19 protein-coding genes are annotated in these 22,730 nt (G+C 40.8%); 7 read left to right on the top strand and 12 right to left on the bottom strand.

Annotated features, from left to right (window positions below; all coding sequences use genetic code 11):
* Window positions 1-137: 137 nt before the first annotated feature.
* Genes L0M98_RS16875 through L0M98_RS16860 form a run of 4 tightly spaced genes read left to right on the top strand, consistent with a single transcriptional unit; the run spans window position 138 to window position 5,926 of the window.
* Window positions 138-1,901: an O-antigen ligase family protein gene (locus L0M98_RS16875; RefSeq protein WP_227216997.1), complete on the top strand. Its 1,764-nt coding sequence runs from the start codon at window positions 138-140 to the stop codon at window positions 1,899-1,901.
* Between the two features lie 42 nt (window positions 1,902-1,943).
* Window positions 1,944-3,572 carry a glycoside hydrolase family 108 protein gene (locus L0M98_RS16870; protein WP_227216996.1) on the top strand — a complete coding sequence of 543 codons (1,629 nt, stop codon included), beginning with the start codon at window positions 1,944-1,946 and terminating at the stop codon, window positions 3,570-3,572.
* Window positions 3,573-3,583: 11 nt separating this feature from the next.
* On the top strand, window positions 3,584-3,964 hold the full coding sequence (locus L0M98_RS16865) for a hypothetical protein (RefSeq protein ID WP_227216995.1): 381 nt from the start codon (window positions 3,584-3,586) through the stop codon (window positions 3,962-3,964).
* Window positions 3,965-4,018: 54 nt separating this feature from the next.
* The gene (locus L0M98_RS16860; protein WP_227216994.1) at window positions 4,019-5,926 is read left to right on the top strand and encodes a discoidin domain-containing protein; all 1,908 of its coding nucleotides are present in this window, start codon (window positions 4,019-4,021) and stop codon (window positions 5,924-5,926) included.
* A 23-nt stretch (window positions 5,927-5,949) separates the two neighbouring features.
* On the opposite strand, the gene L0M98_RS16855 is transcribed toward L0M98_RS16860, so the two are convergent.
* Both L0M98_RS16855 and L0M98_RS16850 read right to left on the bottom strand, forming a co-directional pair.
* Window positions 5,950-6,321 (bottom strand): YbaN family protein, encoded by a 372-nt coding sequence (locus L0M98_RS16855; protein ID WP_186974845.1) that lies wholly within the window; start codon window positions 6,319-6,321, stop codon window positions 5,950-5,952.
* A 6-nt stretch (window positions 6,322-6,327) separates the two neighbouring features.
* Window positions 6,328-7,290 (bottom strand): tRNA-dihydrouridine synthase family protein, encoded by a 963-nt coding sequence (locus L0M98_RS16850; RefSeq protein WP_227216993.1) that lies wholly within the window; start codon window positions 7,288-7,290, stop codon window positions 6,328-6,330.
* A gap of 152 nt (window positions 7,291-7,442) precedes the next feature.
* Between L0M98_RS16850 and L0M98_RS16845 the strand changes: the two genes are divergently transcribed.
* Both L0M98_RS16845 and L0M98_RS16840 read left to right on the top strand, forming a co-directional pair.
* Window positions 7,443-7,649 carry a hypothetical protein gene (locus L0M98_RS16845; RefSeq protein WP_099291282.1) on the top strand — a complete coding sequence of 69 codons (207 nt, stop codon included), beginning with the start codon at window positions 7,443-7,445 and terminating at the stop codon, window positions 7,647-7,649.
* Window positions 7,650-7,665: 16 nt separating this feature from the next.
* On the top strand, window positions 7,666-8,190 hold the full coding sequence (locus L0M98_RS16840) for a TlpA family protein disulfide reductase (protein ID WP_370645672.1): 525 nt from the start codon (window positions 7,666-7,668) through the stop codon (window positions 8,188-8,190).
* An 11-nt stretch (window positions 8,191-8,201) separates the two neighbouring features.
* Here L0M98_RS16840 and L0M98_RS16835 read toward each other — a convergent pair whose 3' ends face one another.
* The 10 genes from L0M98_RS16835 to L0M98_RS16790 all read right to left on the bottom strand — a co-directional run bounded on the left by L0M98_RS16835 (window position 8,202) and on the right by L0M98_RS16790 (window position 21,933).
* Entirely contained in the window at window positions 8,202-9,095 is an 894-nt protein-coding gene (locus tag L0M98_RS16835) for a DNA/RNA non-specific endonuclease (protein WP_227216992.1), read from the bottom strand.
* 3 nt (window positions 9,096-9,098) lie between these two features.
* Window positions 9,099-10,694, bottom strand: a complete 1,596-nt coding sequence (locus L0M98_RS16830; protein WP_227216991.1) for a S41 family peptidase — start codon at window positions 10,692-10,694, stop codon at window positions 9,099-9,101.
* Window positions 10,695-10,696: 2 nt separating this feature from the next.
* The gene (locus L0M98_RS16825) at window positions 10,697-11,143 is read right to left on the bottom strand and encodes a dCMP deaminase family protein (RefSeq protein WP_099291286.1); all 447 of its coding nucleotides are present in this window, start codon (window positions 11,141-11,143) and stop codon (window positions 10,697-10,699) included.
* A gap of 13 nt (window positions 11,144-11,156) precedes the next feature.
* On the bottom strand, window positions 11,157-12,131 hold the full coding sequence (locus L0M98_RS16820; protein ID WP_227216990.1) for a polyprenyl synthetase family protein: 975 nt from the start codon (window positions 12,129-12,131) through the stop codon (window positions 11,157-11,159).
* Between the two features lie 152 nt (window positions 12,132-12,283).
* Window positions 12,284-13,390: a thioredoxin domain-containing protein gene (locus tag L0M98_RS16815; protein WP_227216989.1), complete on the bottom strand. Its 1,107-nt coding sequence runs from the start codon at window positions 13,388-13,390 to the stop codon at window positions 12,284-12,286.
* Window positions 13,391-13,420: 30 nt separating this feature from the next.
* Window positions 13,421-14,944 (bottom strand): PKD-like family lipoprotein, encoded by a 1,524-nt coding sequence (locus tag L0M98_RS16810; RefSeq protein WP_227216988.1) that lies wholly within the window; start codon window positions 14,942-14,944, stop codon window positions 13,421-13,423.
* Between the two features lie 19 nt (window positions 14,945-14,963).
* Entirely contained in the window at window positions 14,964-15,776 is an 813-nt protein-coding gene (locus L0M98_RS16805) for a DUF4843 domain-containing protein (RefSeq protein ID WP_176554983.1), read from the bottom strand.
* Between the two features lie 6 nt (window positions 15,777-15,782).
* Complete coding sequence (locus L0M98_RS16800) at window positions 15,783-17,279, bottom strand: RagB/SusD family nutrient uptake outer membrane protein (RefSeq protein ID WP_227216987.1); 1,497 nt, start codon at window positions 17,277-17,279, stop codon at window positions 15,783-15,785.
* A 24-nt stretch (window positions 17,280-17,303) separates the two neighbouring features.
* Window positions 17,304-20,687: a SusC/RagA family TonB-linked outer membrane protein gene (locus L0M98_RS16795; protein WP_099291292.1), complete on the bottom strand. Its 3,384-nt coding sequence runs from the start codon at window positions 20,685-20,687 to the stop codon at window positions 17,304-17,306.
* 85 nt (window positions 20,688-20,772) lie between these two features.
* On the bottom strand, window positions 20,773-21,933 hold the full coding sequence (locus L0M98_RS16790; protein ID WP_186974854.1) for a FecR family protein: 1,161 nt from the start codon (window positions 21,931-21,933) through the stop codon (window positions 20,773-20,775).
* 123 nt (window positions 21,934-22,056) lie between these two features.
* On the opposite strand from L0M98_RS16790, the gene L0M98_RS16785 reads away from it, so the two are divergent.
* Window positions 22,057-22,608 (top strand): RNA polymerase sigma factor, encoded by a 552-nt coding sequence (locus tag L0M98_RS16785; protein ID WP_099291294.1) that lies wholly within the window; start codon window positions 22,057-22,059, stop codon window positions 22,606-22,608.
* Window positions 22,609-22,730: the final 122 nt, after the last annotated feature.

The raw sequence follows: 22,730 nt of genomic DNA, 5'->3' as shown, positions 1-22,730 counted from the left end.
CATAATACCGGAGATACTTGAAAAAGTACCTCCGGTTTCTTTTTGTAATCTTTCCAACTACAAGCCACAGAGGATTATTTAACTTTTATTTACACACTATCTGTCACCCGTAAATAACATAGTAGGATTTATAGATAGTGACACGATATATAAATTTTATAGATCAATTAACAATTTGGCTGTTCGCCATTTTATTACCAGTAACCGACAAATGCAATATTTGTTTTACAGGGCTTACTACTTATACTTTAGCTTTTAGTATATTAGCGATACTCTCTCTAAGAATATTATTTAAACTCGATTTCTATACATGGAATAAAATAGACCTACTATGGGGGGTAATTATTTCATGGGGAATCATACGTTTATTAACCTCCTCTTACCCTGTAGATTCAATTACTATATTCTATTTTGCATGCCTACTCGTGCTATATTATTGGATACAAAATTCTTACTATAATAAAAGCCTTTTTTTAGCCCTGTTTACTTCTGGAATAATTCAATCCACTTGGGGTATCCTACAATTTACCGATATACTACCTCCCGATCATGTATATTTCAAACAGACCGGAAGTTTTATAAACCCCAGTTTATGGGGGATTTATTTAACTCTTTCTATTATTAGTTGTACCCTGGTACTACATCATACCAAGAAAATTACATATCAAATTTGTTTCGCATGCGGACTATGTATCATATTAGCAGGGCTTTACCTAACACATTCCAGAGCTGCTTGGCTTGCTTTAATTAGCGGAATTATATGGATATATTTCAAACAAAATAAATATTCTCGTCGACAATTAAATAAAAAAAGAATTTTCACGTGTATTTCAATTACGTTTCTTACATTATTATTTTTAGGAGGCATATATTTAATTCGTCCCGAATCAGCTAATGGCAGAGTTCTCATTTATTTGGTTTCACTTTCTATTTTCAGACAATCACCATGGTTCGGTCATGGTGTATCTTCATTCGAGGCTATGTATATGCCACAACAAGCCTTGTGGTTCCATCAATACCCTAATTCAATATTTATATCTATCGCAGACAATAATTATATTGCTTTCAATGAATATATCAAAATTGCATGTGAAACAGGCATTATCGGCTTAATACTATTCTCCACATTGATATTTTACTGTTTCAAAGTTTCTCCAGAAAAAAATGATAATATTCGCTATTATCAAGCACTATTAATCTCATTATCAACCTTTAGCATGTTAGGATATCCCTTTGAAAACATATCCATCACGTTCATTTTTTGTATCATAATCGCTATACTTGCCAAAGAAGCAACATTAAAACGATATACCATTTATATATCAAAACTAACCAAAAAGATTTTAGCTAGTATATTATTAATTACCTTATTTCTATTTTATAATCAAGTCGTTTGGAGAATAAAAGCCGAACAAGCATTAAAAATAGCAATCACTGAAAAATCGTGGGTGAAATATTATACCCAATTATTAAATTCTCCTGATTTCATTTTATGGCTTGCCGAAGAACTTTACTCCTGCAAAAAATACAATGAAGCCCTTCCTGTTTTAGAACAGGCGTGTAAATTACGCCCCAACTCTATTATTTTAAACAGCCTTGGTTTATGTTATCAACGCAATCAAAGATTTAATAAAGCTCAAAACGCCTTTCAACAAGCATCTCTAATGGTGCCCTCACATATTCTTCCGCAATTTTATCTATTCTCCTTGTATCAAGAAACAGGAGAAAAAGATAAAGCAGAAAAAATCGCAAAAACAGCCCTTACAACAAAAGTCAAAATCACAAACACAACTGTTTTAAGAGCTCGCCACATTATGAAATCTTTTTTAAAAAACAGTGATAACAAAACAAAAGAAAGGAGGTTTTATGAAATAGACGCAAGCAAAAACAATGAAAACTAAAAGAAAAATTATGTATTGATTAATTTTTTAACGTAACAGATTATGAAAAGGAAAAAAATTATCCCACTAGGAGTTGCTTTATTTCTATTGATTTACTACTCTTGTAGAGATTACGGATTGAATGACAATTCTACAGAAAGTAGTAACTACCCGATATCATTTAGTGTCGGGGAAGCCCAAGAGTTCTTTGAAATGAATGCAACAGACTTAGCCCCGCTATCTTTTAATGAAAAGACGCAAAGTAGAAATACATCAAGTGTTTATCCAGAAATGAGTCCCGATTGGGGAAAAGCTATCATATCCGGACATAAAGGTGTTACTTTAATAGAAATACCTTTACGAAGCACATCAACAGTTCACGTTGCAAGGCAAATTTACCATAACCAAAAACACGTGTACACTTGTGAGGTCCCCGCCGGAAGAAGATTAGTTATCGCCAAACGTTCCGATAATGAAATTGATATGTTTGTCACAACAATCATACCGGAGGTACAAGGAACTCGAGATAAGGATCCGTACACGCTAATTGAGGATTTCAGATATTTGGGTGGAAGTAATTTCACCGGGATGGTTTTCTGTTCTACCCTAGGAGGAAAATTCGTGAAAGCATTCGGGTACACGAACGGAAAACTTAACGGAACGCTTTGCACGCATGTAACAAATCAAAAGGATTCATTAAGTTCGCAGGAAAATCCTAATTACGAACACATGTTATTCAACGAAGCGCAAACAAGTGTTTCGAGAGCTTTTAGCTCTATAGAAAACTCTTCCCCAAAAATATGTAAACATGGTTATACATATGCGGATTGTCCTCACAACTGCGCACTTTATGGTGGTGATTTTGATGACGTCTGGGTCGTCGTATGTCCATATTGTGGAACTCGTGATGGATGTAATTGCCCAAAGTGTTTTTATTGTGGAGAAAAAGAACGAAATTGTCAATGTGTAAGGTGTGCATTTTGCCACAAAAAGATTTTCGAATGTACTTGTTACGATTATCCCGATCCGGATAAACCGATAGACCCAGATACCCCCACCCCTCCTTCCGAGGGAGGAGATGATGATGGACCTTCAAACACTCCAGACATACCGGATCCATGTGACGGTCTATTATTCAATGGTGTTATGGAGAAAGTACTTAAACACGAGGGAGGATTTGTTAATGACCCCGAAGATCCCGGGAAAGCGACCAACAAAGGGATTGCTTGGGACACGTGGCAAAGGTACGCAAAAAGTGTCTTAAACATGGAACCGACTTTAGAGAATTTAAAAAAACTCACCTCCGAACAAGCAATTTCTATTTATGAAACTGCATTTTGGAACAGAACTAAAATGGAAACTATTGATGATCCTGATATGAGGTACGCTTTTTTTGATTTTTATGTCAACGCAGGAGGGCATGCAACAAAAGTATTACAAAAAACCTTAAACGCATTACAAACAGAAGTTACCTTAAAAGAAGATGGTGCCATTGGACCTAAAACAATCGCCTGCCTAAATAGTGTTGACCATAAACTTTTATACAATACTTTTATAGAAGCAAGAAAAAAATATTATCAAAATTTGGTCAAAACCAAGCCAAACCTCAAAAAATTTTTAAATGGATGGCTTAATCGAACAAATACATTTAAACAAAAAACAGATTCAAATAAATATAACGTTAACTGTTAATCTATAATAATATGAAAACACTAATTATTACAATCATCACATTATTTGCCCTTGTATCCTACCCCAACTATGCAGGGATATGGGAATATGAAACTGAAAGTACGTCATTTTCATTATCACTCACACAAAAAGACTCCGTTGTAACTGGAAAACATTCTTCTGTAATGTTAGATGGCAGAAGAATAGATGACAGCGGAGAAGAAGAATCTATTCAAGGTACTATCAAAAACGGAGAATTGATTGTTAAAATCAAAAGTGCTTATGGAACAGGTGAACCAGGAACAGCCAAAATCAAGTTCATCGGTAAAGACTCTATATACTTTGAATTCATAACTCCTCCAGCATGTGAATATTGGATTCCTAACAAAGTAACTCTAACAAAAGTTAAATAGGCTTTTCATTCACCATGGCTTTAAACAGCCATGGTGAATTTTACTCTTTATGTTATGAAACTTACATATTTTACAATCATATTTTCTATCGTCATCTTTTCTTGCCGATATCATCACCCAAAATTAGAAAAAGCTCTTGAAACAGCGGGAAATAATCGACAGGAACTAGAGAAAGTACTCACCCATTACGCTCTGTTAAAAGATTCTCTTAAACTTGAAGCCGCAAAATTTTTAATCGAAAATATGCCCGGGCATTATACTTTACGCGGAGATTTAATAGATTCATTTCGCTTCATCAGTAAAGATGCCCAAAACGCTCGTTTTGAAAAGAAAACTATAGACACGAAGGGCTCAATCAAAACGATAACCCTAGATTCAATTACTTATTTTGACATAAAAATATTTGATATTTTATCCAGTCACGCTGAAAACATCAAAAACGTATCTCATAAACAAGAAGACATAAAATACATTACATCCGATTTTCTTATCAAACATATTGACGCATCATTCAAACTATTACAAACTTACCCTTGGCTTTCGGATATCCCCATAGATATTTTTTTCGAATACATATTACCCTATAGATTTGAAAACGAACTTATTGACACGTGGAGAGATTCCATCCATACAACTAAAATAATGAATGATATTATCACGCATGCCGATAATATCAAATATGATATACTGAAAATGTCTCAATACATCGAATACCAAAAACATGATTTAACTTTTAACAGAGACTTTATCAATCAGTTTCTTAAAATTGATTTTGCGACTAATTGCTACGAAGCCCACGCTACACGCTTATTTAAATTTCGCACCTTAGGCATTCCTGCTGCATTAGATTATATTCCCTTCCACCCGAATCGTAACGGTCAGCACTACTGGTGTACCATTGTTACCCCGAACATTCAAAACGGGAACAAAACTTTATTTATAAATTACAAAGCAGCTAAAATTTACAGGTTCACGTATTCACGGAATAACGACATTGATTTTTTGAAAAATGAATATATACCCGAAATATTTCAAACTCCTTTCATTAAAGATGTCACATCTACTTATCTAAATACCAGCAACATCAAAGTGAAAGTAAGAAAACAGATTCCCCACAAACCGCATTACTGTTACTTAGGGGTATTCAATAATTTATCATGGCAACCAATAGGAATTTCTAAATTCAAAAAAAACGAAATTGAATTTAGAGACATGGGAAAAAATATTGTTTACCTGCCTTTATATTATAAAGGAAATATTCAATATGCGTTTAATTATCCCTTTATACTAAACTCCCGAGGAGAGACAAAGTACTTAGAACCAAACCAAAAAAAGACACAAAATTTGATTTTAACAAGAAAGTACCCAGCAAACGAATTATTACTCAAATATACGAAAAATTTGGAAGGTATAATTATAGAAGCTTCTAACGACCCTCGATTTGAAAGGGAAAAAAGAGACACTCTACTCACGCAAACTACCACAAATTTAAGCTACATCGTACAAGAAGTAACAGGAGATAAATCATTCCGATATTATCGAATCCTTGGAAATCAGAAAAAGACTTTCGATATAGCAGAACTTAAGTTCATTGATGAGCATGGACGTACCCTGAATGGTACATGTAAATCGCAATTCCAAAAAGCATTTGACAACGATCCTCTCACAAATATTTCTATATCAACAGAAGAACTCACTATTGATTTTGGGAAATCCGTTAAAATTTCCAAAATTATCTGTCTCCCAAGAGGAGATGGAAATGGCATATATCCCGGTAATAGATATGAATTATTTTATTATGATATCGATGGATGGCGTTCCTTGGGTTCACAAATAGCCCTAGACTATTTTCTGGAATTTACCAATGTGCCGGAAGGAGGATTATTATGGCTACGCAACACAACTTTCGGAATAGAGGAAAGACCGTTTACTGTTGAAGATGGGAAAATTCATTTTTGGTAACACTTAGAAAATACAAAGAATTATCATTTCTTTTTGGGATTCGGTACGATAAACAGCACGCTGCATGTCCCAACCACACCCAATATCAATAATAATATCCTCACATGCAAATTCTCGATAATCCCGAAAGCGGAAATACTGATCATCGTCCACATACAAATAATGGATACCGCTTTTGTCTTCCAACCCACTCCTTTTTTCTCTTGAAAACGCTGGATATAAGGCCCCAACCACTTGGAACGATGCAAGGCATCATGCAATCGCTTGGAACTATTGTAAAAAAGCCATGAACTCAATAAAAGAAAAGGTGTTGTCGGCAAACCGGGCACGAAAATACCGATTATACCCAACACCACGGAAATACAGCCTATAATGATATATATCGCTTTTTTCATCCGCTATCACCCTTCTTCCTGTCCCGGCACGAAGGCACGCGCAAGCGCTTCGTTATACTGGGATAGTTTGTTACTCTTGTGAATCTTCTTCAATATTTTCCGGTCGGTCATCGGCATGAAATATTCCCAGAAAGTTTTCATTTTCATCACTAATTGATGCTCACCCTGCAAACGTTCGGCATAAGCGGCCAGAAGTTCGGCATGAAAGAGTTTGAATTTCCTGTACTTCTCCTCCGAGGTCAATTCTTTACCATTCAAGTATTCCATTGCCAACGCGGGGTTCGCTAACAATCCCCGACCGATCATGACGCCTTCCAAACGGGGAAAGCGTGCCGTCACCCGTTGAATATCCTCTAGGGTCAACACATCCCCGTTGTAATACAAGGGATGTTTACATTGATTATAAAATGCCTCAAACGCATCCGGGTTTACCTCTCCCTTGTATTCCTGCGTACCGACACGAGCGTGCAGAATAACGGCAGTTAAAGGGGTGTCATTCAAAACAGGAAGCAATGACAGACATTCTTCGGGATTCTCCCATCCCAAACGCATCTTCACGGAACACTGCATCCCCGGGTATTCCTTCACAACTTCCATCAGCTCCCGTACCCGCTTCGGGTCGGACAACACGCCCGCTCCTTTCCCCCGCCTCGCGATCATCGGGAAAGGACATCCCATGTTGATATCCACCCCCGTGAAGCCTCTCTCTTCCAACATCTCCAGAGATACATCCAATTCCATCGGGTCGCCCCCCAACACCTGCGGGATCAATCTCTGCACGGTATTTAATTCGGGATCACAATCCTTCATATCTCTCGACCGGAAACTATCCCCTTTTTCAACCCGGATAAACGGGGTATAATAGGCGTCCACTCCCCCGAAGTATTTCTCGTGCAGGTTCCGGTACGTCCAATCGGTATGCCCCTGCACAGGTGCAAAATGTATTTTATATTTCTTCTGTTTTTCCATATCAAAACCCACTAACTACTATCATCTTGTTACGACAAATATACAGTCTTTCTTCCCGTATATGAAAAGAATCTGATAAAAGTAACAATTTTTCCCTCGTACCCCGTACAACTATCAATAATAATCAGTAACTATGTCTCAAATTTTAGAATATGCGATTTTTACTTTGTCCACAATGCGGCATACGCCGTTTTCACGTGAAAGACGCACAAGGCAATCCATGTCTGGTGCAAGTGACAACCGATTACGAGGTTGTTCCGGTAAATGAAAATGACTCTCTGGAGGGATTCGACACGACAATTCTCTATTGCTTGGGATGCTCGTGGAGCGGTAGCCCGAAAAGTCTGAAACGATATTAATCAAACATGATCCAATATGAAACACCTGACTCTAATTTTATTATTATTCATGACCTGCGCTTGGGTTCAAGCCCCGGAAGACGATAGAGGATACATCGTGAAAGTAGGCGACAAAGCACCTGATATCGAATTAATCTTTCCTGACGGCACAAAGAAACAATTGAAAGACCTGAAAGGGAAAATTGTTATGCTTCAATTCACTGCCAGCTGGTGTGGCGTATGCCGAAAAGAAATGCCCTTTATCGAAAAAGATATCTGGCTGAAACACAAGGATAATCCCGACTTCGTTTTATACGGCATTGATCTTAAGGAATCGAAAGAAGTGGTCAAAAAATTTGCCAAAGAAACAGGTATCACTTACCCTCTCCTGCTCGATCCGGAAGGTAAAGCCTTTTATTCTTTTGCCGCGAAAGGCGCAGGCGTCACCCGGAACGTTATCATAGACAAAGAGGGGAAGATTGTCTATCTCACCCGCCTGTACGAACCGAAAGAGTTCGAGAAAATGACAAAAGTGATTGATGATTTGTTGAAAAAGAAATAAGCCTTTCGGGCTTATTTCTTTTTCTTGAGAGGTTTCTTGGCTTTTTTCTTTTTCTTCTTTTTCCCACCCCAGTGTTTGATCAGGAAATACACGAGCAAGAACAAGAGCACGGCTCCCGCCACGGCGATAATTTGTTCTTTCCGGGTCGGGGGATATGATTTACCGGGTTGCTTGGGCATATGTTCCAGATGCGAAAGTGTATCCGCTTCCAACAGCTTTTCCAGATCATCCGGTAGTTGCGGGAAGAAATCAATACCGGTCATTTTCTCCACTTTCGACACGGGTACCGCAAAACTGTTTATCGGGCGCCGACTCTCCTCGTTCGGCAACACGTAAGCTATCATCTGCTGCCTCGACGGGGAGTAAAATAATTTGTAATAGTAACCGGGAACGGTCACTTTTCCTTTGCCTATCTTCCCCTTGTTACTCTTGAAAATCGGTCCGGTTACCACGTACAGTTTTTCCCGCTTTGCCCGTTCCCGAACGTGTTCCTCCAACTTCTTCCAGATACCCCGGTTAAACATCGGTACTTGCGGCGACATATTCGACATGTAAAACGTTTCGCTCATCGCTTTCGCATTAAACGACATATCAGCGGCAGGACACAAATGCCCCCGGTCATACCCGCTTCCCTTGTAATCGGCTAACGTGGCACTCCATGTATCTAGTTTCGGGTCTACCCGAAAATTATCTTTCCGGCTCGCCTTCCCCGTGAGATTCTTGGCTTCCAACTCGTAATACACCCAATTCGCCTGTTTATGCTCTTTGTCAAAACCCAAACAATAATAGGTATATTCAACCAACATTCCCTCCCCCGAGGGAATATAACGGTTTTGCGCGAAACCACCCAGCGTGCAAAACAGAAACAGGAGGCCTATCAGCCTCCCGTGTAAAATATTCATCATTGTCTATTGTTTAATCGCTTCCTGTAAGGTATTATCAATCTGACCGATTATCGGGTAGAAACCGATATCATCCAAAGCGTGACGACCGATATAAGCCTCTATCCGTGTTCTCAAAATCTGGTAAGACTCTTTTATCTCCTTGTCATTCCGCTTCAATCCGCGGCGGGCAGCATAATTCGCCATTTCGTTTACCAGATCGAACTGCTTCAAGTATCGCTGGATAGCCTTGTAATCTTTTAAATCCTTCATCTCATTCCGGTGTCTATCCATGAAATCAAAAGTATAATCATACAAGAACTGAGTTCTCGTCACCGCTGCCAGATAACGGGTAGCCCCGGTCGTGTCAGCCGGCACAAAGACATCCGGCATAATTCCGCCACCGCCATACACGGTACGTCCGCCAACAGTCTGATATTTCAAATTCTCGTCAAACGTGATGCTATCCCTTTGAGAAAACTCCCCGTGCATCATACGGTTGTAAATATCGCTGTAATATTTCTCTTTCCCTTGGTCATAAGGTTTCTGAATAGAACGTCCCGAAGGCGTATAATAACGGGCTACCGTCAACCGTACGGCAGAACCATCGGATAGCGGGCGTTGTTCCTGTACCAATCCCTTTCCGAAAGAACGACGCCCGATAATTAATCCCCGGTCGTTATCCTGTATTGCACCAGCGAAAATCTCACTGGCAGACGCGCTAAACTCACTAATCAATACATCCACACGGATATCCTTGTAACGTCCCTGACCGTTGGACGTGAAATCCATACGGGCTCTGGCGTTTCCCTGCGTGTACAAAATCAGCTTGTCCGCGTCCAGAAATTCGTTTATCATCTTGATTGCCGTTTCCAGCACTCCGCCCTCGTTCTCCCGCAAGTCGATAATTATCTTTTTCATCCCCGCCTGCTTCAAATTCTCCATGGCATTCATAAACTCCATATAGGTAACCATACCGAAGGTATTGGTTTTCAAATAACCCGTTGTATCATTGAGCATATACGCCACATCAACACTTTTTACCGGGATACTGCCGCGAGTAACCGTCTTCTTGATCGGCTTCGGTTCACCCCTTCTCACGATGGTCAAATCTACTTTCGAACCGAACTCTCCCCTCATCATTGCCATAATCTGGTCGGTATTCTTGTTTACCCCGGCTACCACAGAATCGCCTACCCGGATAATCCGGTCACCATCCAATATCCCCGCTTTCTCGGAAGGTCCGCCGGGAACGACTTTCACGACCGTAACCGTGTCCAGATATTTATAGAACTGCACGCCTACACCCCCGAAATTACCGATAATTCCTTCATTTGCCCGCTGCATATCTTTCGCGGGAATATATATCGTGTGAGGATCCAAATCATTCAATATAACCGGGATAGAATTCTCTATCAACTCTGTCATGTTCACCGTATCCACGTACGAGTGTTGTATCATTCCCAAAATCACATCCAATTTATTGCCCATCTGCGGGTACACTCCCGCGGCAACAGACATTTGTCCGCGATCCGGCAAAAACCTGTTTATCATCATACCGAGCACGATAGCCAAAGCCAACACGATCGGTGTCAATAACGCTCTTAAATTACTCTTGTTCATATTTAATCTTTTATCTCTTTATCATCCGCAAACCCTATATACTCCACTTCTATTCCCGCTTTTTGCAGTAATTCGATTCCATCCGCGCTCCTGTAATGTTCCGAATATACCACCCGTCGGATGCCCGCCTGAATAATCAGCTTCGAGCATTCGATACAAGGAGAAGCCGTCACGTACAACGTTGCCCCGAAACTACTGTTATTCGATTTCGCCACTTTCGTGATAGCGTTCGCCTCGGCATGCAACACGTAGGGCTTTGTTTTATTGTCCTCGTCTTCACATATATTCTCGAACCCGGAAGGAGTCCCGTTATACCCGTCCGAAATAATGGCATCGCCCCTCACGATCAAGGCTCCTACCTGACGACGTATGCAATACGAATTTTCCGCCCATATCCGGGCCATTCTCAAATAACGCTCGTCTAACAATCGCTGTTTAGATTTCTCCATTTAATGCACTATTTTATTTTTTCCGACTTCCTATCTCGTCCAACATCTCGTAGAAATCGACTTTTCGTTCTGCCGGAACTTCAATCTTATCCAATATCTCCCGACTCTTTTCCAAATATTTATCTATTGCCGCAAAAGCAACTTCTTTTATCCCTAAACGATCATATATCCGTGTAACGGCTTCCACTTTTTCCTTGTGATCAAAATCCTTCTTCTCTATCCATCCCCACAACTCCTCCTTTGTCGCCGGATCAGCCAACTCCAACGCCTTGATAAGCATATAAGTTTTCTTGTTTGCCACGATATCTCCACCTATGTTTTTCCCGAATTCGGCAACATCCCCGTACACGTCAAGGTAATCATCCTGTAACTGGAAAGCTAACCCAAGATATCCCCCGAAATCATACAACGCTTTGTACTCGTGTTCCGGAGCTCCGGCAAGCAACGCCCCGTGCCGCAAACTACCGGCAAGCAAAACGGCTGTCTTCAAATAAATCATGTGGATATACTCTTCCTCGGTCACGTTATTTCTCGTTTCGAACACCATATCATACTGCTGTCCCTTGCACACGTCCAGTGCTACCTGATTGAAAAAGTCAATAGCCCGACGCAAGTATTTATCCTCGCAATGCTCTATACTCTTGTAAGCCATAATGGCAGCCGCATCACCACTTAATATCGCCACGTTACTGTTCCACTTCTTGTGAACCGTCGGACGTCCTCTTCTCAACTCAGCATCATCCATCACGTCATCGTGCAAAAGCGTGTAATTGTGAAAGATTTCTATCCCGATAGCGGATTTCAACACCTTCTCGATGTCCTCCCGGTAGAGATTATAAGCCATTAAAGTAAGCATCGGACGTAACCGTTTTCCACCGTCTTCCAGTATATACTGTATCGGCTCAAACAACGAATACGGCTCTTGCATATACTCTTTTTTCTCTAACTCTTTCGTTATAATCTCCCTTAAATCATTTAGTGTGTACATCTCTTTCACGTTTTACAAATTTGTTCCGCTAAAGTATAAAAAAAGAGCAAACAACGCATCATTAACAAGCAGAAATATCTTTTTAACAGAAATATCCCGGCTTCCGACAAGGAAAACCGGGATACACGAAAAACGATTTCGAGAGCATCTTCTTAATGTCCGCCGCCTTCCAATTGCATTAATTGCTGGGCAACAAACATAATCATTGTCGCGTCCATTTCCATGAATAACCAACGCACGAATTTCGCCGCACGCTTTTTCACGACCTCATCCCCGTTCACAAACAAAGCCGCAAAATTATACATGATATACGCTTTATAGTCATCATTCAACTGAGCATACTCCTTCTCACACAGAGTCATAAAAGCATTCAAATCACCTTTCCCGTGGCATTCTATGAAACGAAATGCTTCCGTGTAATAATTATCCTTATTCAATCCCAAATCAATAATCTCCCTTTTCACTACATCATATTGCTGTTGTTCAAAAGGTATTTGAGCTATCAGATATTTTTGCATTTCCACTTTATACAAATTCCCGATTTGTTCCGAGATTTTATCCTTCACGGCAGGAGCAAATTTATCCCGACAAGTTATCATATAGCGGGCGATTGCATCCATAGGACTTTCGGTAAAAGAAATATACACAAACAAGTTTTCATCGGCCAGCTTTTGTTTATCATTCAACCCGCTAAAATAATCTTGCACGATTTTAAAAGCCTCTTCTTTTTTAGACATATCCGGACGACGATTCCGGTATACTTGTTCCAATTTCATTCCCGCGTAGGCAGAAATCAACTCGGCTGTACGCTCGCCGCTTTCATAACGTTGTTGCATTCGTTCGGGAGTTTTATCGGGGTCTATTTGACGGTCAATACTCGTGATAAAAGCAGTTCCATCCACCGAACCTCCCTCTTTAATCATTAATACTCTCTCAACCACATCTATGGCTACAAAAGTAGGATACGCTTTTACCTTGTACTTTTTTGCCAATTCCGGTCCCTCTCCTTTTTCAGCATCAATCTTAATACACACGAACTTATCATTCAAATAATCCCCGACCTCTTTCAACGGGAAGATATTTTTCATCATCATTTTACACGGACCACACCAAGAGGTATAAAAATCAATAAATACCAGTTTTTTCTCGTCTTTCGCGGCAGCGAGGGCTTCTTTATAAGTAATATCCCGGAAATTCGTTTGCGCCGTTGCAGAAATGACCAACAAAGAAACAAACAACAACAAAACAATCTTTTTCATTATATTCGTCTTTTTATTTACACGTTATTATCAATAAGGGAAACATGGACCAAATCCATACATAGGTCCCAGCATGGCAGTCATATCCACAGCCGCCTGACAAACATACCGCACACTTCTCAGTTTGCCTTCGCCGGAGAAAACTGTTATAGGTCCCCCGTAAGGTTGTCCTCCGCGTATATTATACAAATACACGGTATAATTATCACCTTCCTGTGTCCCGACCACTATGTTGTCAAAATTCAACGATGTATCCCCGAATAACCCCATGTTCCAATATTGATTGGAGAAATAAGAAATTGTAGCTCCTTCCGGGATGCCGGTTATCGGAATCTCCATTTCACTCTCGGCATCAAAATTATAACCGTATAATTTATTATCATGCACACAATAAATCAATGTTCCCGTCAAACCGTTGCCCGCAATAATATCCCCTTGAGCCAAATGCAAATTAGATTTTAAAGGCCTAATCTCCACGATATTTCCCCCGGAAAGCAAATACAAATACCGGACTCCCGAAGTTTTATCCTGACACAGGAAATAGATCATCTCACTTCCTCCCACGTAATTAAGTCCACTCGACAGGCATTCCAAATTATCTTGATTCACTTCCGTATTGAACTCAACTTCCGATACACCGGAACAATTATAATCCACCGTCATGACACGATGTTTACTATTATTCCAGTATACATGACCTCCGAATCCCCCGTTCACTATTTGCACATGCTTACTGCTTTCACTATCCAAGGGGAAGCCCATTTTACCGCTATTTTCATCGGTAGAAGCAGAACGGATGCCTTTACTGGAAAAATAAAATATACTCGAAAGACTTCTAACCATACAATAAGGGGACTCATCGGCCTCCATTTCCTCGAAAAGTAAATTCGAATTATCAAAAACTTTCAACATATCCACCGTACGGAAACAGGCAAATTTATTCTGTTCCGTGGTAACACATACCGTGTTGCCCGTTGCCATTACGTTCTCTTCCGTATCAATAAAAGCCTGCCCGAAACACACGGACAAATTACGAGGAGCCCCAATCAACGGTTCCCCTTGCGAGTTCGTCAAAAGATCTGAAACAAGACCGTCTTGTGTATATACGTCCAATTCCGAGTTCCCTTCCGCCGTTTCTTTCAAGATGTAAAAACCTTGAGAAAAAGTCGTGGAAACAGCTAATTTCATCTCTTCCGCAACTGAATAACCGTTCTCTTTAGCCGTCACTTCAAACACAACCGTGTAATTCCCGGCCGCCAAATTTATCTCGTACGATAAATTCTTCACGGAATCGATTTTATTCGTCCGGAATCCCTCTTGTTGATCCTCTTTATAAATATACCACGCGTAAGCTAACTGCTCTTCCGAATATTTCGTCTCGATTTTCGGTTCCCGTTCCAATTTATTTCCACTATAAGAGATAATTGAAGCATCTTTCAATGTATCAATCGCAATATCGCCAATCTCTCTGGTTGCCAAACTACTATCATCATCGTAACAGGCAACTAGCCCGAACAATGTAAACAATACGGCTAATAAAATATTTTTTTTCATACTATCATCCATTAAATTATCAATTCCAAGATTTCGGTTCAAAACTTACCGGGGTACCGTCTTCTTCTTTGTAAGGTTCCTTATTTTCCGCTATCCTTTTGGCATTCTCTTCCTCTAACTTCCGAGCAAACCATCCTGCCAGATAATCGACATAAGCACTGTCACCCTCCATCAGTTCCTTGATATACTCGTCATCCCATTTCTTGTCTGTCCATTCTATCATCAAACGATGTTTTTCTGTTCCGTAAAGGCCAAATGAATAATCACAATAATATTCCTCCCATACCGAAGGTTTCGTCAATTTTGCAGAGATTGACAGCACACGGACAGTCAATCCCGCATATCCCGGTTTAAAATAACCGTTATCCTTGAATGTAAATTGTAACGTGACATCTCCATTCTCCAATGAAGGATCCTTTTTTACAACCACCGGAATTTCCGTTATCGTTTTACGAGCAGGGATGATGTAGTATTTCGCTTTCAACTCTTCATTCGTGAAGGCGACATAATGTACATCTGCTTTCGCATCATTCTGCCCGGTAAGAACCTGCTCCAACTCCAACGGTCGATCTTCATCCGACACGAAACCCATCGTTGATATTTTGAACCAAACCGTATCAACGTCCACATCTTCCCCGGCATACACGAATGAATACGAGGCGTATCTCATCTCGTCCGTAACCTTTTCCGTTTCCACGATAGTTCCGTCATAATTGTAATAAACGAAATTTAACCAGCAATCCGACGTACTATACACCGGCAAATCTTTTTCGCAAGAACTCATCCCCAAAAGTAGGATACAACCGATCATTATATTTATCAACTGTTTCATAATCATTTACTTTATTTGAGAATTAGGATTATATTCGGTTTCCGGCAAAGGAAGAATATATACTTTCTCGTCAGCCGTCCCATTACCCCAAAGCATACTTGCCGTTCCGGTTCTCTTGTAGGTATAGAACATCTGCCCCTCTCCATAAAACTCCCGGCGATACTCGTTCACGAGCTCCTTGGGAACATCGTTCAAGGAAGAAAATCCCGCTTCATTCAACACCACGTTATGAGCCAACATGTAATCCGTATACCACCCGTTTATCTCATCCAAATCGGAAGATGTTTCCATAGCAATCAAATAAACTTCGGACATACGCAACATCGGAATAATCTGATAATACAGCATTTGATTTTCAGCATCATCCGCGAAATAATACTTCGTGATCGCCGCATATAGGCTAGCCGACGCATCTTTCACGTTCCGGTTCCAGCAATTCAAATATCTGTTATGCGAACCCGTATTCTGTCCCGCGTACAAATCTGTCAACATCGAATGGGAGACAACCAAATGTCCCGAACCAACCTGCACGTCTGTCTGATTTCCAAGCAAAAATTCCGTCGAGTAGGTTTTCACGTTATATTTACTGAGATACAACAGGCATTCGGACGGACAAGTCTTATACCCTTTTGCGATATCCGTTTCGCCACTCATTGTCATGACAGGTTTTCCATCCACACCTTTGGCGTCTATAATTCCTTTCGCCAACGCGTAAGCCTTTTCTTTTTTTCCCAAATAAAGGTACATTCTGGCTTGAATTGCTTTCACCGCCCAATAGTTCATTCTAGCTTGACGATAATACATATAACTGTCATTCAATTCATTCCCGCTTACAGAATTCAAGTTGGAGAAAGTATATTGAAACACCGGATCACTATCTTTCAAGAAAGATTCCGCTTTAACCAAATCGCTTTCTAGTTTTGCCACGTAAGCATCGAAACCATAGTAAGCAGGCATTTCGTCAATAGAGGTAGTTTCAGAATAGGGTAATTCAACTTGTTGGCTTGCTCCTTGCGGCATCTGCCCGAACAAGCGAAGCACATCCAACTGACAAAAAGCACGGATGGCGTAAGCCTCTCCCGTAATCACGGCACGAGCCGCCGGATCTTCGATGACATCACCATTTTTCTCGGCGTACTTAATAATCATATTAGCCTGAGCAATCACGTTAAACAACCCGGCATATATCGTTTTGATCGCGGCCTTAGAATAATCACTCGTGTAATTATGTTCCATCAAATCATTATCCTCGTAACGAGTCGAATTACGGAATTGATACCAAAGATTTGCCAATGATTCGATATTAGACATTGTCAATCTCTCCCCGTAAATATCTTGACCGGCTAAACTCATGTAACAACCCGTGAGAGCATCCTGAAATCCCTTGTACGTGGTAAACAAGTCTTTGTCTTTCTGTTCCGTGTCCGGCCGCACATCCAACCAATCATTACAGGAAACGGAAAACAAAGCCATGACTACCGTTATGATATATAATCTTTTCATAAATACAGTTTTTAATATTACATGTTAGAATAAGAACTTAATATATCCTTGAATATTACGAGCATACGGGTAACTGGTTCCGCGCTCCATTTTAATGGATGACAAATGCAGAATATCAGACATATTCACGCCAAAAGTGATAGAACCGGCACGAGTATATTTCTGAACCCAAGGAGAATCCCAACGATATTGTATCCCGACAGAAGATATCTCGAACACGTTATCATTCATCACGAAACGGGATGTCGCACGAGTTTGGGTATTACTCAGTTGCTTGAAGAACGTCACGTCACCCGCTTGAAACCACCGGGCTTTTAGCACACGGGCGTCCACATTTTGGCTAGTCAAGGTATTTTTTGTCACCTCCACCTTGTTCAACAAAGTTTCATTATACGCTTTACCTCCCCAGTAATAAGAACAGGCAACATTCACCGTCAACCCTTTCCACATAAACAGGATACTACCGTTCCCCCGGTATTTCTGCTCTTTCGCACCCAAATACACCTTATCCGACGGCTTCCAAGTATCCGTGATATTTCCGTCCTTATCAAGAAAAATCTCGTTACCCGTACTTGGGTCAATCCCCAAAGAACGAACAGCATAAATAGCGTTTTGCGGGCGTCCCTCGTAGAACAAGTTGCTCACGTCCACGTCCTCTTGTAAATACAATTCATTCTGCGCCTTAATCGCCTCCGAAAGTTTCGTGATACGATTCTTATTATATACCAATTGCCCGCTAAACATCAAAGTAACCTCCCGCTCATAATCACGAATAGCATACCCGCTCAAAGCCAACTCCCAACCATTATTCTTCACCTCCCCGACATTCGCGATATAAGAAGAGTAACCCATGGACAATGGCAAATCCATACTGGAAAGAAGATTTGCAGTCTTTTTCGTGTACACGTTCAATTCACCTTTCAAACGCCCTGCCCACAAACCAACTTCCATGCCTACATTCAACTCGTTCGTTTTTTGCCACGTTAACCTCGGATTTCCCCATCCTTGCAGAATCGCCCCGTTCCAATTCATATACTTGTTATCCGTGGAATACTTGTAAGTTGTCGATGCCCCGGTAGATGACCCCTGCTGCGAACCTGTTTCACCGTAAGACCCCTTCAACCTCAGCATGGTTATTACCGGATGACCTTGCAAGAAAGACTCGTTATGCAAATTCCATCCGATACCGGAACTCCAGAACGGGGCATACTTCTTGTCACTCCCGAACGTGGAACTACCGTCAACCCGGTAAGCCAAATCCACGTAATAACGACCGTCATAAATATAATTCACGTTCCCGGTCAACCCGAAACGGCGGGTACTTGTTTTCAATCCGTTAGGAATCCCGTCTTTCATATATTGTCGGGCATTCCCCAGAAAACTCATATCTTCACTCGAGAATCCTTCCAACTCAAAACTATACGAACGAGATTGAGTCTCCGCCAATGACCAATCAATACCCACGGACAAAAGATGTTTTTCCGCAAAAGTTCTATTATACGTCATCGTGACATTTCCGCTGTAACTATACTCTTTCCCGGTTCCGTAGCGATATAACCCTCTACGAAAAAAACCTTCATCCGTGGCATATTCCGCTTTTTTATCCCCGGTTGTGAAATAAGAATGCTCTGCCGGTAAGAAATAATCACTACTATTATCCGTGCTGGAAATACCTAATTGCCCCCTCAGCATCAATCCTTCCATAATATTCCACTCGATCGAGAAATTATTAGTCAATGATTGATATCCCGTTTTATCAAAAGAATTTAACGAGGCATCATACAACGGATTCTGCCTATCCAGATCACTATAACGAAAACCGTCAAAATAACGCACGAGATTACCGTTCTCATCATACGGCGCATCATACGGCTGTTGTTCTGCATAAGTACTGAACGAACCATACCTGCTTTCGCATCCCCGATTCATCCCGTAAGACGTGTAATTCTTGAAAATCAAATTATCAATCGTATACATCAACGTGATCGAACCGTTGAAATTACGCCGGGAAGAACCTTTCATCGCCCCGACTACATTTTTATACGCCAAAGAACCGCTCCACCGAAATTGTTCACTTCCCCCTTCCATTCGCAAATTATAATGAGATCCCACGCCCGTGTGTAAAGGCTTACTCAACCAATCCGTGTCAACCCCTGCAAGTACAGCCTTCAAACGCTTGTTATATCTTTCCGTGTATCTCACGTCATTTCCCGGTAAAGAAGACTCGTACAACCCAGACATCTTTTCCAACTGAAGCTTCTCTGCAGCATTTAACAGGTCATAAGAACTCAAATCCGGCGCCTCGATATCCATCCCAATCTCCGCGTTAATCCTCAATTTACCTGCCTCCGGTTGTTTGGTAATTACCACTATCACACCGTTCGATCCCCTTGAACCGTAAATAGCCGTGGCCGCCGCATCCTTCAATATGTTGATCGATTCAATCTCATCATCATTATAGTCCATCAATTTCTCCAGCGTGATCTCGAAACCATCCATGATAATCAAGGGAGTATTAACAGCATTAGATGCACTCTCGTTATACTCCTGCACGCTCATGGGCAATGAAGAATTACCCCGGATATTGATTTGAGGAATAGCGTTCGGGTTACTTCCGACCGCATTATTCACCATAAAATTCAACGATGCATCAATATTTTTCAATGTCTGCAACACGTTTTGTCCCTTGTACATTTTCAATTGCTCTGAAGTAATGCTTGAAACTGCCCCCGTATAACTTTCTTTCGCTTTCTTGAAGATACCGGTAACCACGACCTCATCAATCTCTGAGGTCTCATCTTCCAATGTCACGTTAATTACATCCTTGTCTGCATATACGACCTCTTTCGAAGTCATGCCGACAAACGAAAAGACCAGCACCGGTTTCTCCTGTCCGGCCGTCAACGTGATAGAATAATTTCCATCAACATCCGTGGCAACACCCAACGTCGTACCCTTGATACGCACGGTCACTCCCGGAAGCGGATTATTCTGCACGTCGACCACCTTCCCGGTAATCGTCAACTTCTTCACCTCTTCTTTTTTCGTTTCTCGTTTTATAACATAAACTCCGTCAAGCACCTCGCAAAAGAAACCCTTCCCTTTCAACACAGCATCAATAGCCTCTTTTACCGAAACATCTTTCAATGACACAGGACCGCACATCACTTTTTCCAATTGATTCTCGTTAAAAATAATCTGTACTCCCGTCGCATCCTTAATATAAATCAGAACATCACTCAGCGGTTCCGATTTCACGTTCAACGTTACTGTTTTCGATTGCGCCAAAATGGCACTCGAAACAGTAAACGTTAATAACAGAATGAAAACAACGCGTAATTTCATGCCCGAAAACATTTTTCTTAAATTAACAGGAATACCTTGCCTGTCAAACCGATTTTTTTTCATACTTTTGATTGTTTACATGTTAACATTAATGTGAAACTTGTTAGAGGTACGAGTTTAGGTCGCCAAACTTACGACTCGTACTTTTTTATCTTTTCATAACCACAATACTCCGGCCTTTTATCTCAAACTTAATATCACACCCTTCTTCAAAAAAGCGTAATAAAGTTTCAATTTTGGCATAACGATTCAATGTCCCCGTGAAATACAACTTTTTCAACGTCTCATCACTAAACGAGATATCCACGTTGTACCAACGCATGACATCATTCATGATCTCATTCAAAGGACAACGTTCGAAACGGAATTGTTTACTTTTCCAAGCAATCTCGTTATCAACCTTCACTTCCTGAACAACCGGATTCCCGCCATTTTCATAACTGATCTGGAACCCCGGTTTGATTTTTATATAATTCTCCTTGTCGTCTTTCTTGCAAAATCCCACGCTTCCCTCCACCAAAGTAGTTTTTATCTCCTTTTCCCCCATGTACCTCTTCACATTGAATTCCGTCCCGTAAACCCTTACATTTCCCAAATCTGTTTCCACCACAAACGGACGTTCCGTATCATGCGCCACCTTAAAATACGCTTCTCCCGAAAGAATCACCCGACGTTCCCGTCCCTTAAGATTCACGGGGAATTTTAATTCCGAATCCGCATTCAGCCAAATCTCACTCTTGTCACTCAATACCACATGATACTCACCCCCCTTGGGAATAATAACCGTGTTGTACGCCAACTCACCTGCCTCCCCATCCCCCATGAAAGTGATTTTTCCCTCGTTTCGTATAATTTCCGCCACCCCTATCGCCAATCGAGCCGTGTCTGTCGTTTTATCCAAGTTTACATTCGTCCCGTCAGCCAGTACTAGAATTGCTTTGCTCTCCCCCGGGGTAATCTCTGCAACCGTTACATTTTCCTCCTCTATTGCCCGATTCTCTATCATAAATATTCCCCCGATACCCAGTAATAACACAGCCGCAGCACTCCAACCTAACCATTTCCGACGTAAAGTCAAACGCCGTTGTCGTTTCTGCTCTTTCAACATGCTATCCAATCGCAACATGACTCTCGGCATATTCGTTTCGTGTACCACATCCTCATTCCATTCGGCAACCATCCGTTCATAATACTCCCGATGCTTCCAGTCTGTCATCCATTCTTCAAAAGATGCTTTTTCCTCTTCTGACAGCTCCCCGTTCATGCCCCGCATAAGTAAATTCCAATCTATATATTCATCCTGCTTCATATACTTTATATTTCCATTTTCAAGTATAATATCCACACAACTCCAAAACGGGGGACAATATTTTTATCTTTTTTGTCAAAGAATCGAGAATATAAATAAATTTGTAATCAAAATCCATTTCACATGAACGAAGAAATAAATATCAATGAACTTGGAAAAAGAATCAAAAGGCGAGATGAAGAAGCCTTTCGTGTCATGTACTTGGAATATTTCTCAAAATTCCAACATTACGCCATGCGTTACCTTTACGACTGGGATGAAGCGGAAAATCTTGTACAAGAAGCCTTCTTCACGTTATGGTGCAACTTGGACAAATACAATGAAAACCGTAATATCATCGCTTACTTGCTCACGATTGTCAAAAACGCTTGTCTGAAATATATCCGTGATCTTAAAATTCACGACAATAACCAAGACAAGATGATCGAAGCCATTCTCTTTTCTAACCTCCCGGACGAAGAACCGGACGAAAATCTGCATCGCCGTTTGAATCAAATCCTCACCCAATTACCGGAAAAACAAAAAGAGGTGCTATTAAAACACGCAGTAGAACACAAGACTCTCCCTTCTATCGCCAAAGAGCTGGATATCGCCGAATCAACCGCAAAAACACATTATAAACGGGCTATCGCAATCCTGCGCAAAAACTTACAATTTATCATCTTTGGATTTTAAAAAGAAAGACTTGACAGCAAAACACCATCAAGTCTAACCGTACCCCCGGGCAGAATCGAACTGCCATTTAAAGTTTAGGAAACTTCTAACCCAACTTTGAGTATCAATCACTTGCGAGGTTA

It is taken from the genome of Butyricimonas sp. DFI.6.44, assembly GCF_022132345.1.
GTDB lineage: Bacteria > Bacteroidota > Bacteroidia > Bacteroidales > Marinifilaceae > Butyricimonas > Butyricimonas muris.
This window is presented reverse-complemented; position numbering and strand designations above follow the sequence as displayed.

What these genes read in the sequence shown, in the direction of transcription:
- L0M98_RS16825 (WP_099291286.1), bottom strand. Translation starts at nt 11,143, where the DNA reads ATGGAGAAATCTAAACAGCGATTGTTAGACGAGCGTTATTTGAGAATG.
- L0M98_RS16820 (WP_227216990.1), bottom strand. Translation starts at nt 12,131, where the DNA reads ATGTACACACTAAATGATTTAAGGGAGATTATAACGAAAGAGTTAGAG.
- L0M98_RS16845 (WP_099291282.1), top strand. Translation starts at nt 7,443, where the DNA reads ATGCGATTTTTACTTTGTCCACAATGCGGCATACGCCGTTTTCACGTG.
- L0M98_RS16835 (WP_227216992.1), bottom strand. Translation starts at nt 9,095, where the DNA reads ATGATGAATATTTTACACGGGAGGCTGATAGGCCTCCTGTTTCTGTTT.
- L0M98_RS16870 (WP_227216996.1), top strand. Translation starts at nt 1,944, where the DNA reads ATGAAAAGGAAAAAAATTATCCCACTAGGAGTTGCTTTATTTCTATTG.
- L0M98_RS16830 (WP_227216991.1), bottom strand. Translation starts at nt 10,694, where the DNA reads ATGAACAAGAGTAATTTAAGAGCGTTATTGACACCGATCGTGTTGGCT.
- L0M98_RS16805 (WP_176554983.1), bottom strand. Translation starts at nt 15,776, where the DNA reads ATGAAACAGTTGATAAATATAATGATCGGTTGTATCCTACTTTTGGGG.
- L0M98_RS16855 (WP_186974845.1), bottom strand. Translation starts at nt 6,321, where the DNA reads ATGAAAAAAGCGATATATATCATTATAGGCTGTATTTCCGTGGTGTTG.
- L0M98_RS16850 (WP_227216993.1), bottom strand. Translation starts at nt 7,290, where the DNA reads ATGGAAAAACAGAAGAAATATAAAATACATTTTGCACCTGTGCAGGGG.
- L0M98_RS16810 (WP_227216988.1), bottom strand. Translation starts at nt 14,944, where the DNA reads ATGAAAAAAAATATTTTATTAGCCGTATTGTTTACATTGTTCGGGCTA.
- L0M98_RS16840 (WP_370645672.1), top strand. Translation starts at nt 7,666, where the DNA reads ATGAAACACCTGACTCTAATTTTATTATTATTCATGACCTGCGCTTGG.
- L0M98_RS16800 (WP_227216987.1), bottom strand. Translation starts at nt 17,279, where the DNA reads ATGAAAAGATTATATATCATAACGGTAGTCATGGCTTTGTTTTCCGTT.
- L0M98_RS16795 (WP_099291292.1), bottom strand. Translation starts at nt 20,687, where the DNA reads ATGAAAAAAAATCGGTTTGACAGGCAAGGTATTCCTGTTAATTTAAGA.
- L0M98_RS16790 (WP_186974854.1), bottom strand. Translation starts at nt 21,933, where the DNA reads ATGAAGCAGGATGAATATATAGATTGGAATTTACTTATGCGGGGCATG.
- L0M98_RS16815 (WP_227216989.1), bottom strand. Translation starts at nt 13,390, where the DNA reads ATGAAAAAGATTGTTTTGTTGTTGTTTGTTTCTTTGTTGGTCATTTCT.
- L0M98_RS16865 (WP_227216995.1), top strand. Translation starts at nt 3,584, where the DNA reads ATGAAAACACTAATTATTACAATCATCACATTATTTGCCCTTGTATCC.
- L0M98_RS16860 (WP_227216994.1), top strand. Translation starts at nt 4,019, where the DNA reads ATGAAACTTACATATTTTACAATCATATTTTCTATCGTCATCTTTTCT.
- L0M98_RS16785 (WP_099291294.1), top strand. Translation starts at nt 22,057, where the DNA reads ATGAACGAAGAAATAAATATCAATGAACTTGGAAAAAGAATCAAAAGG.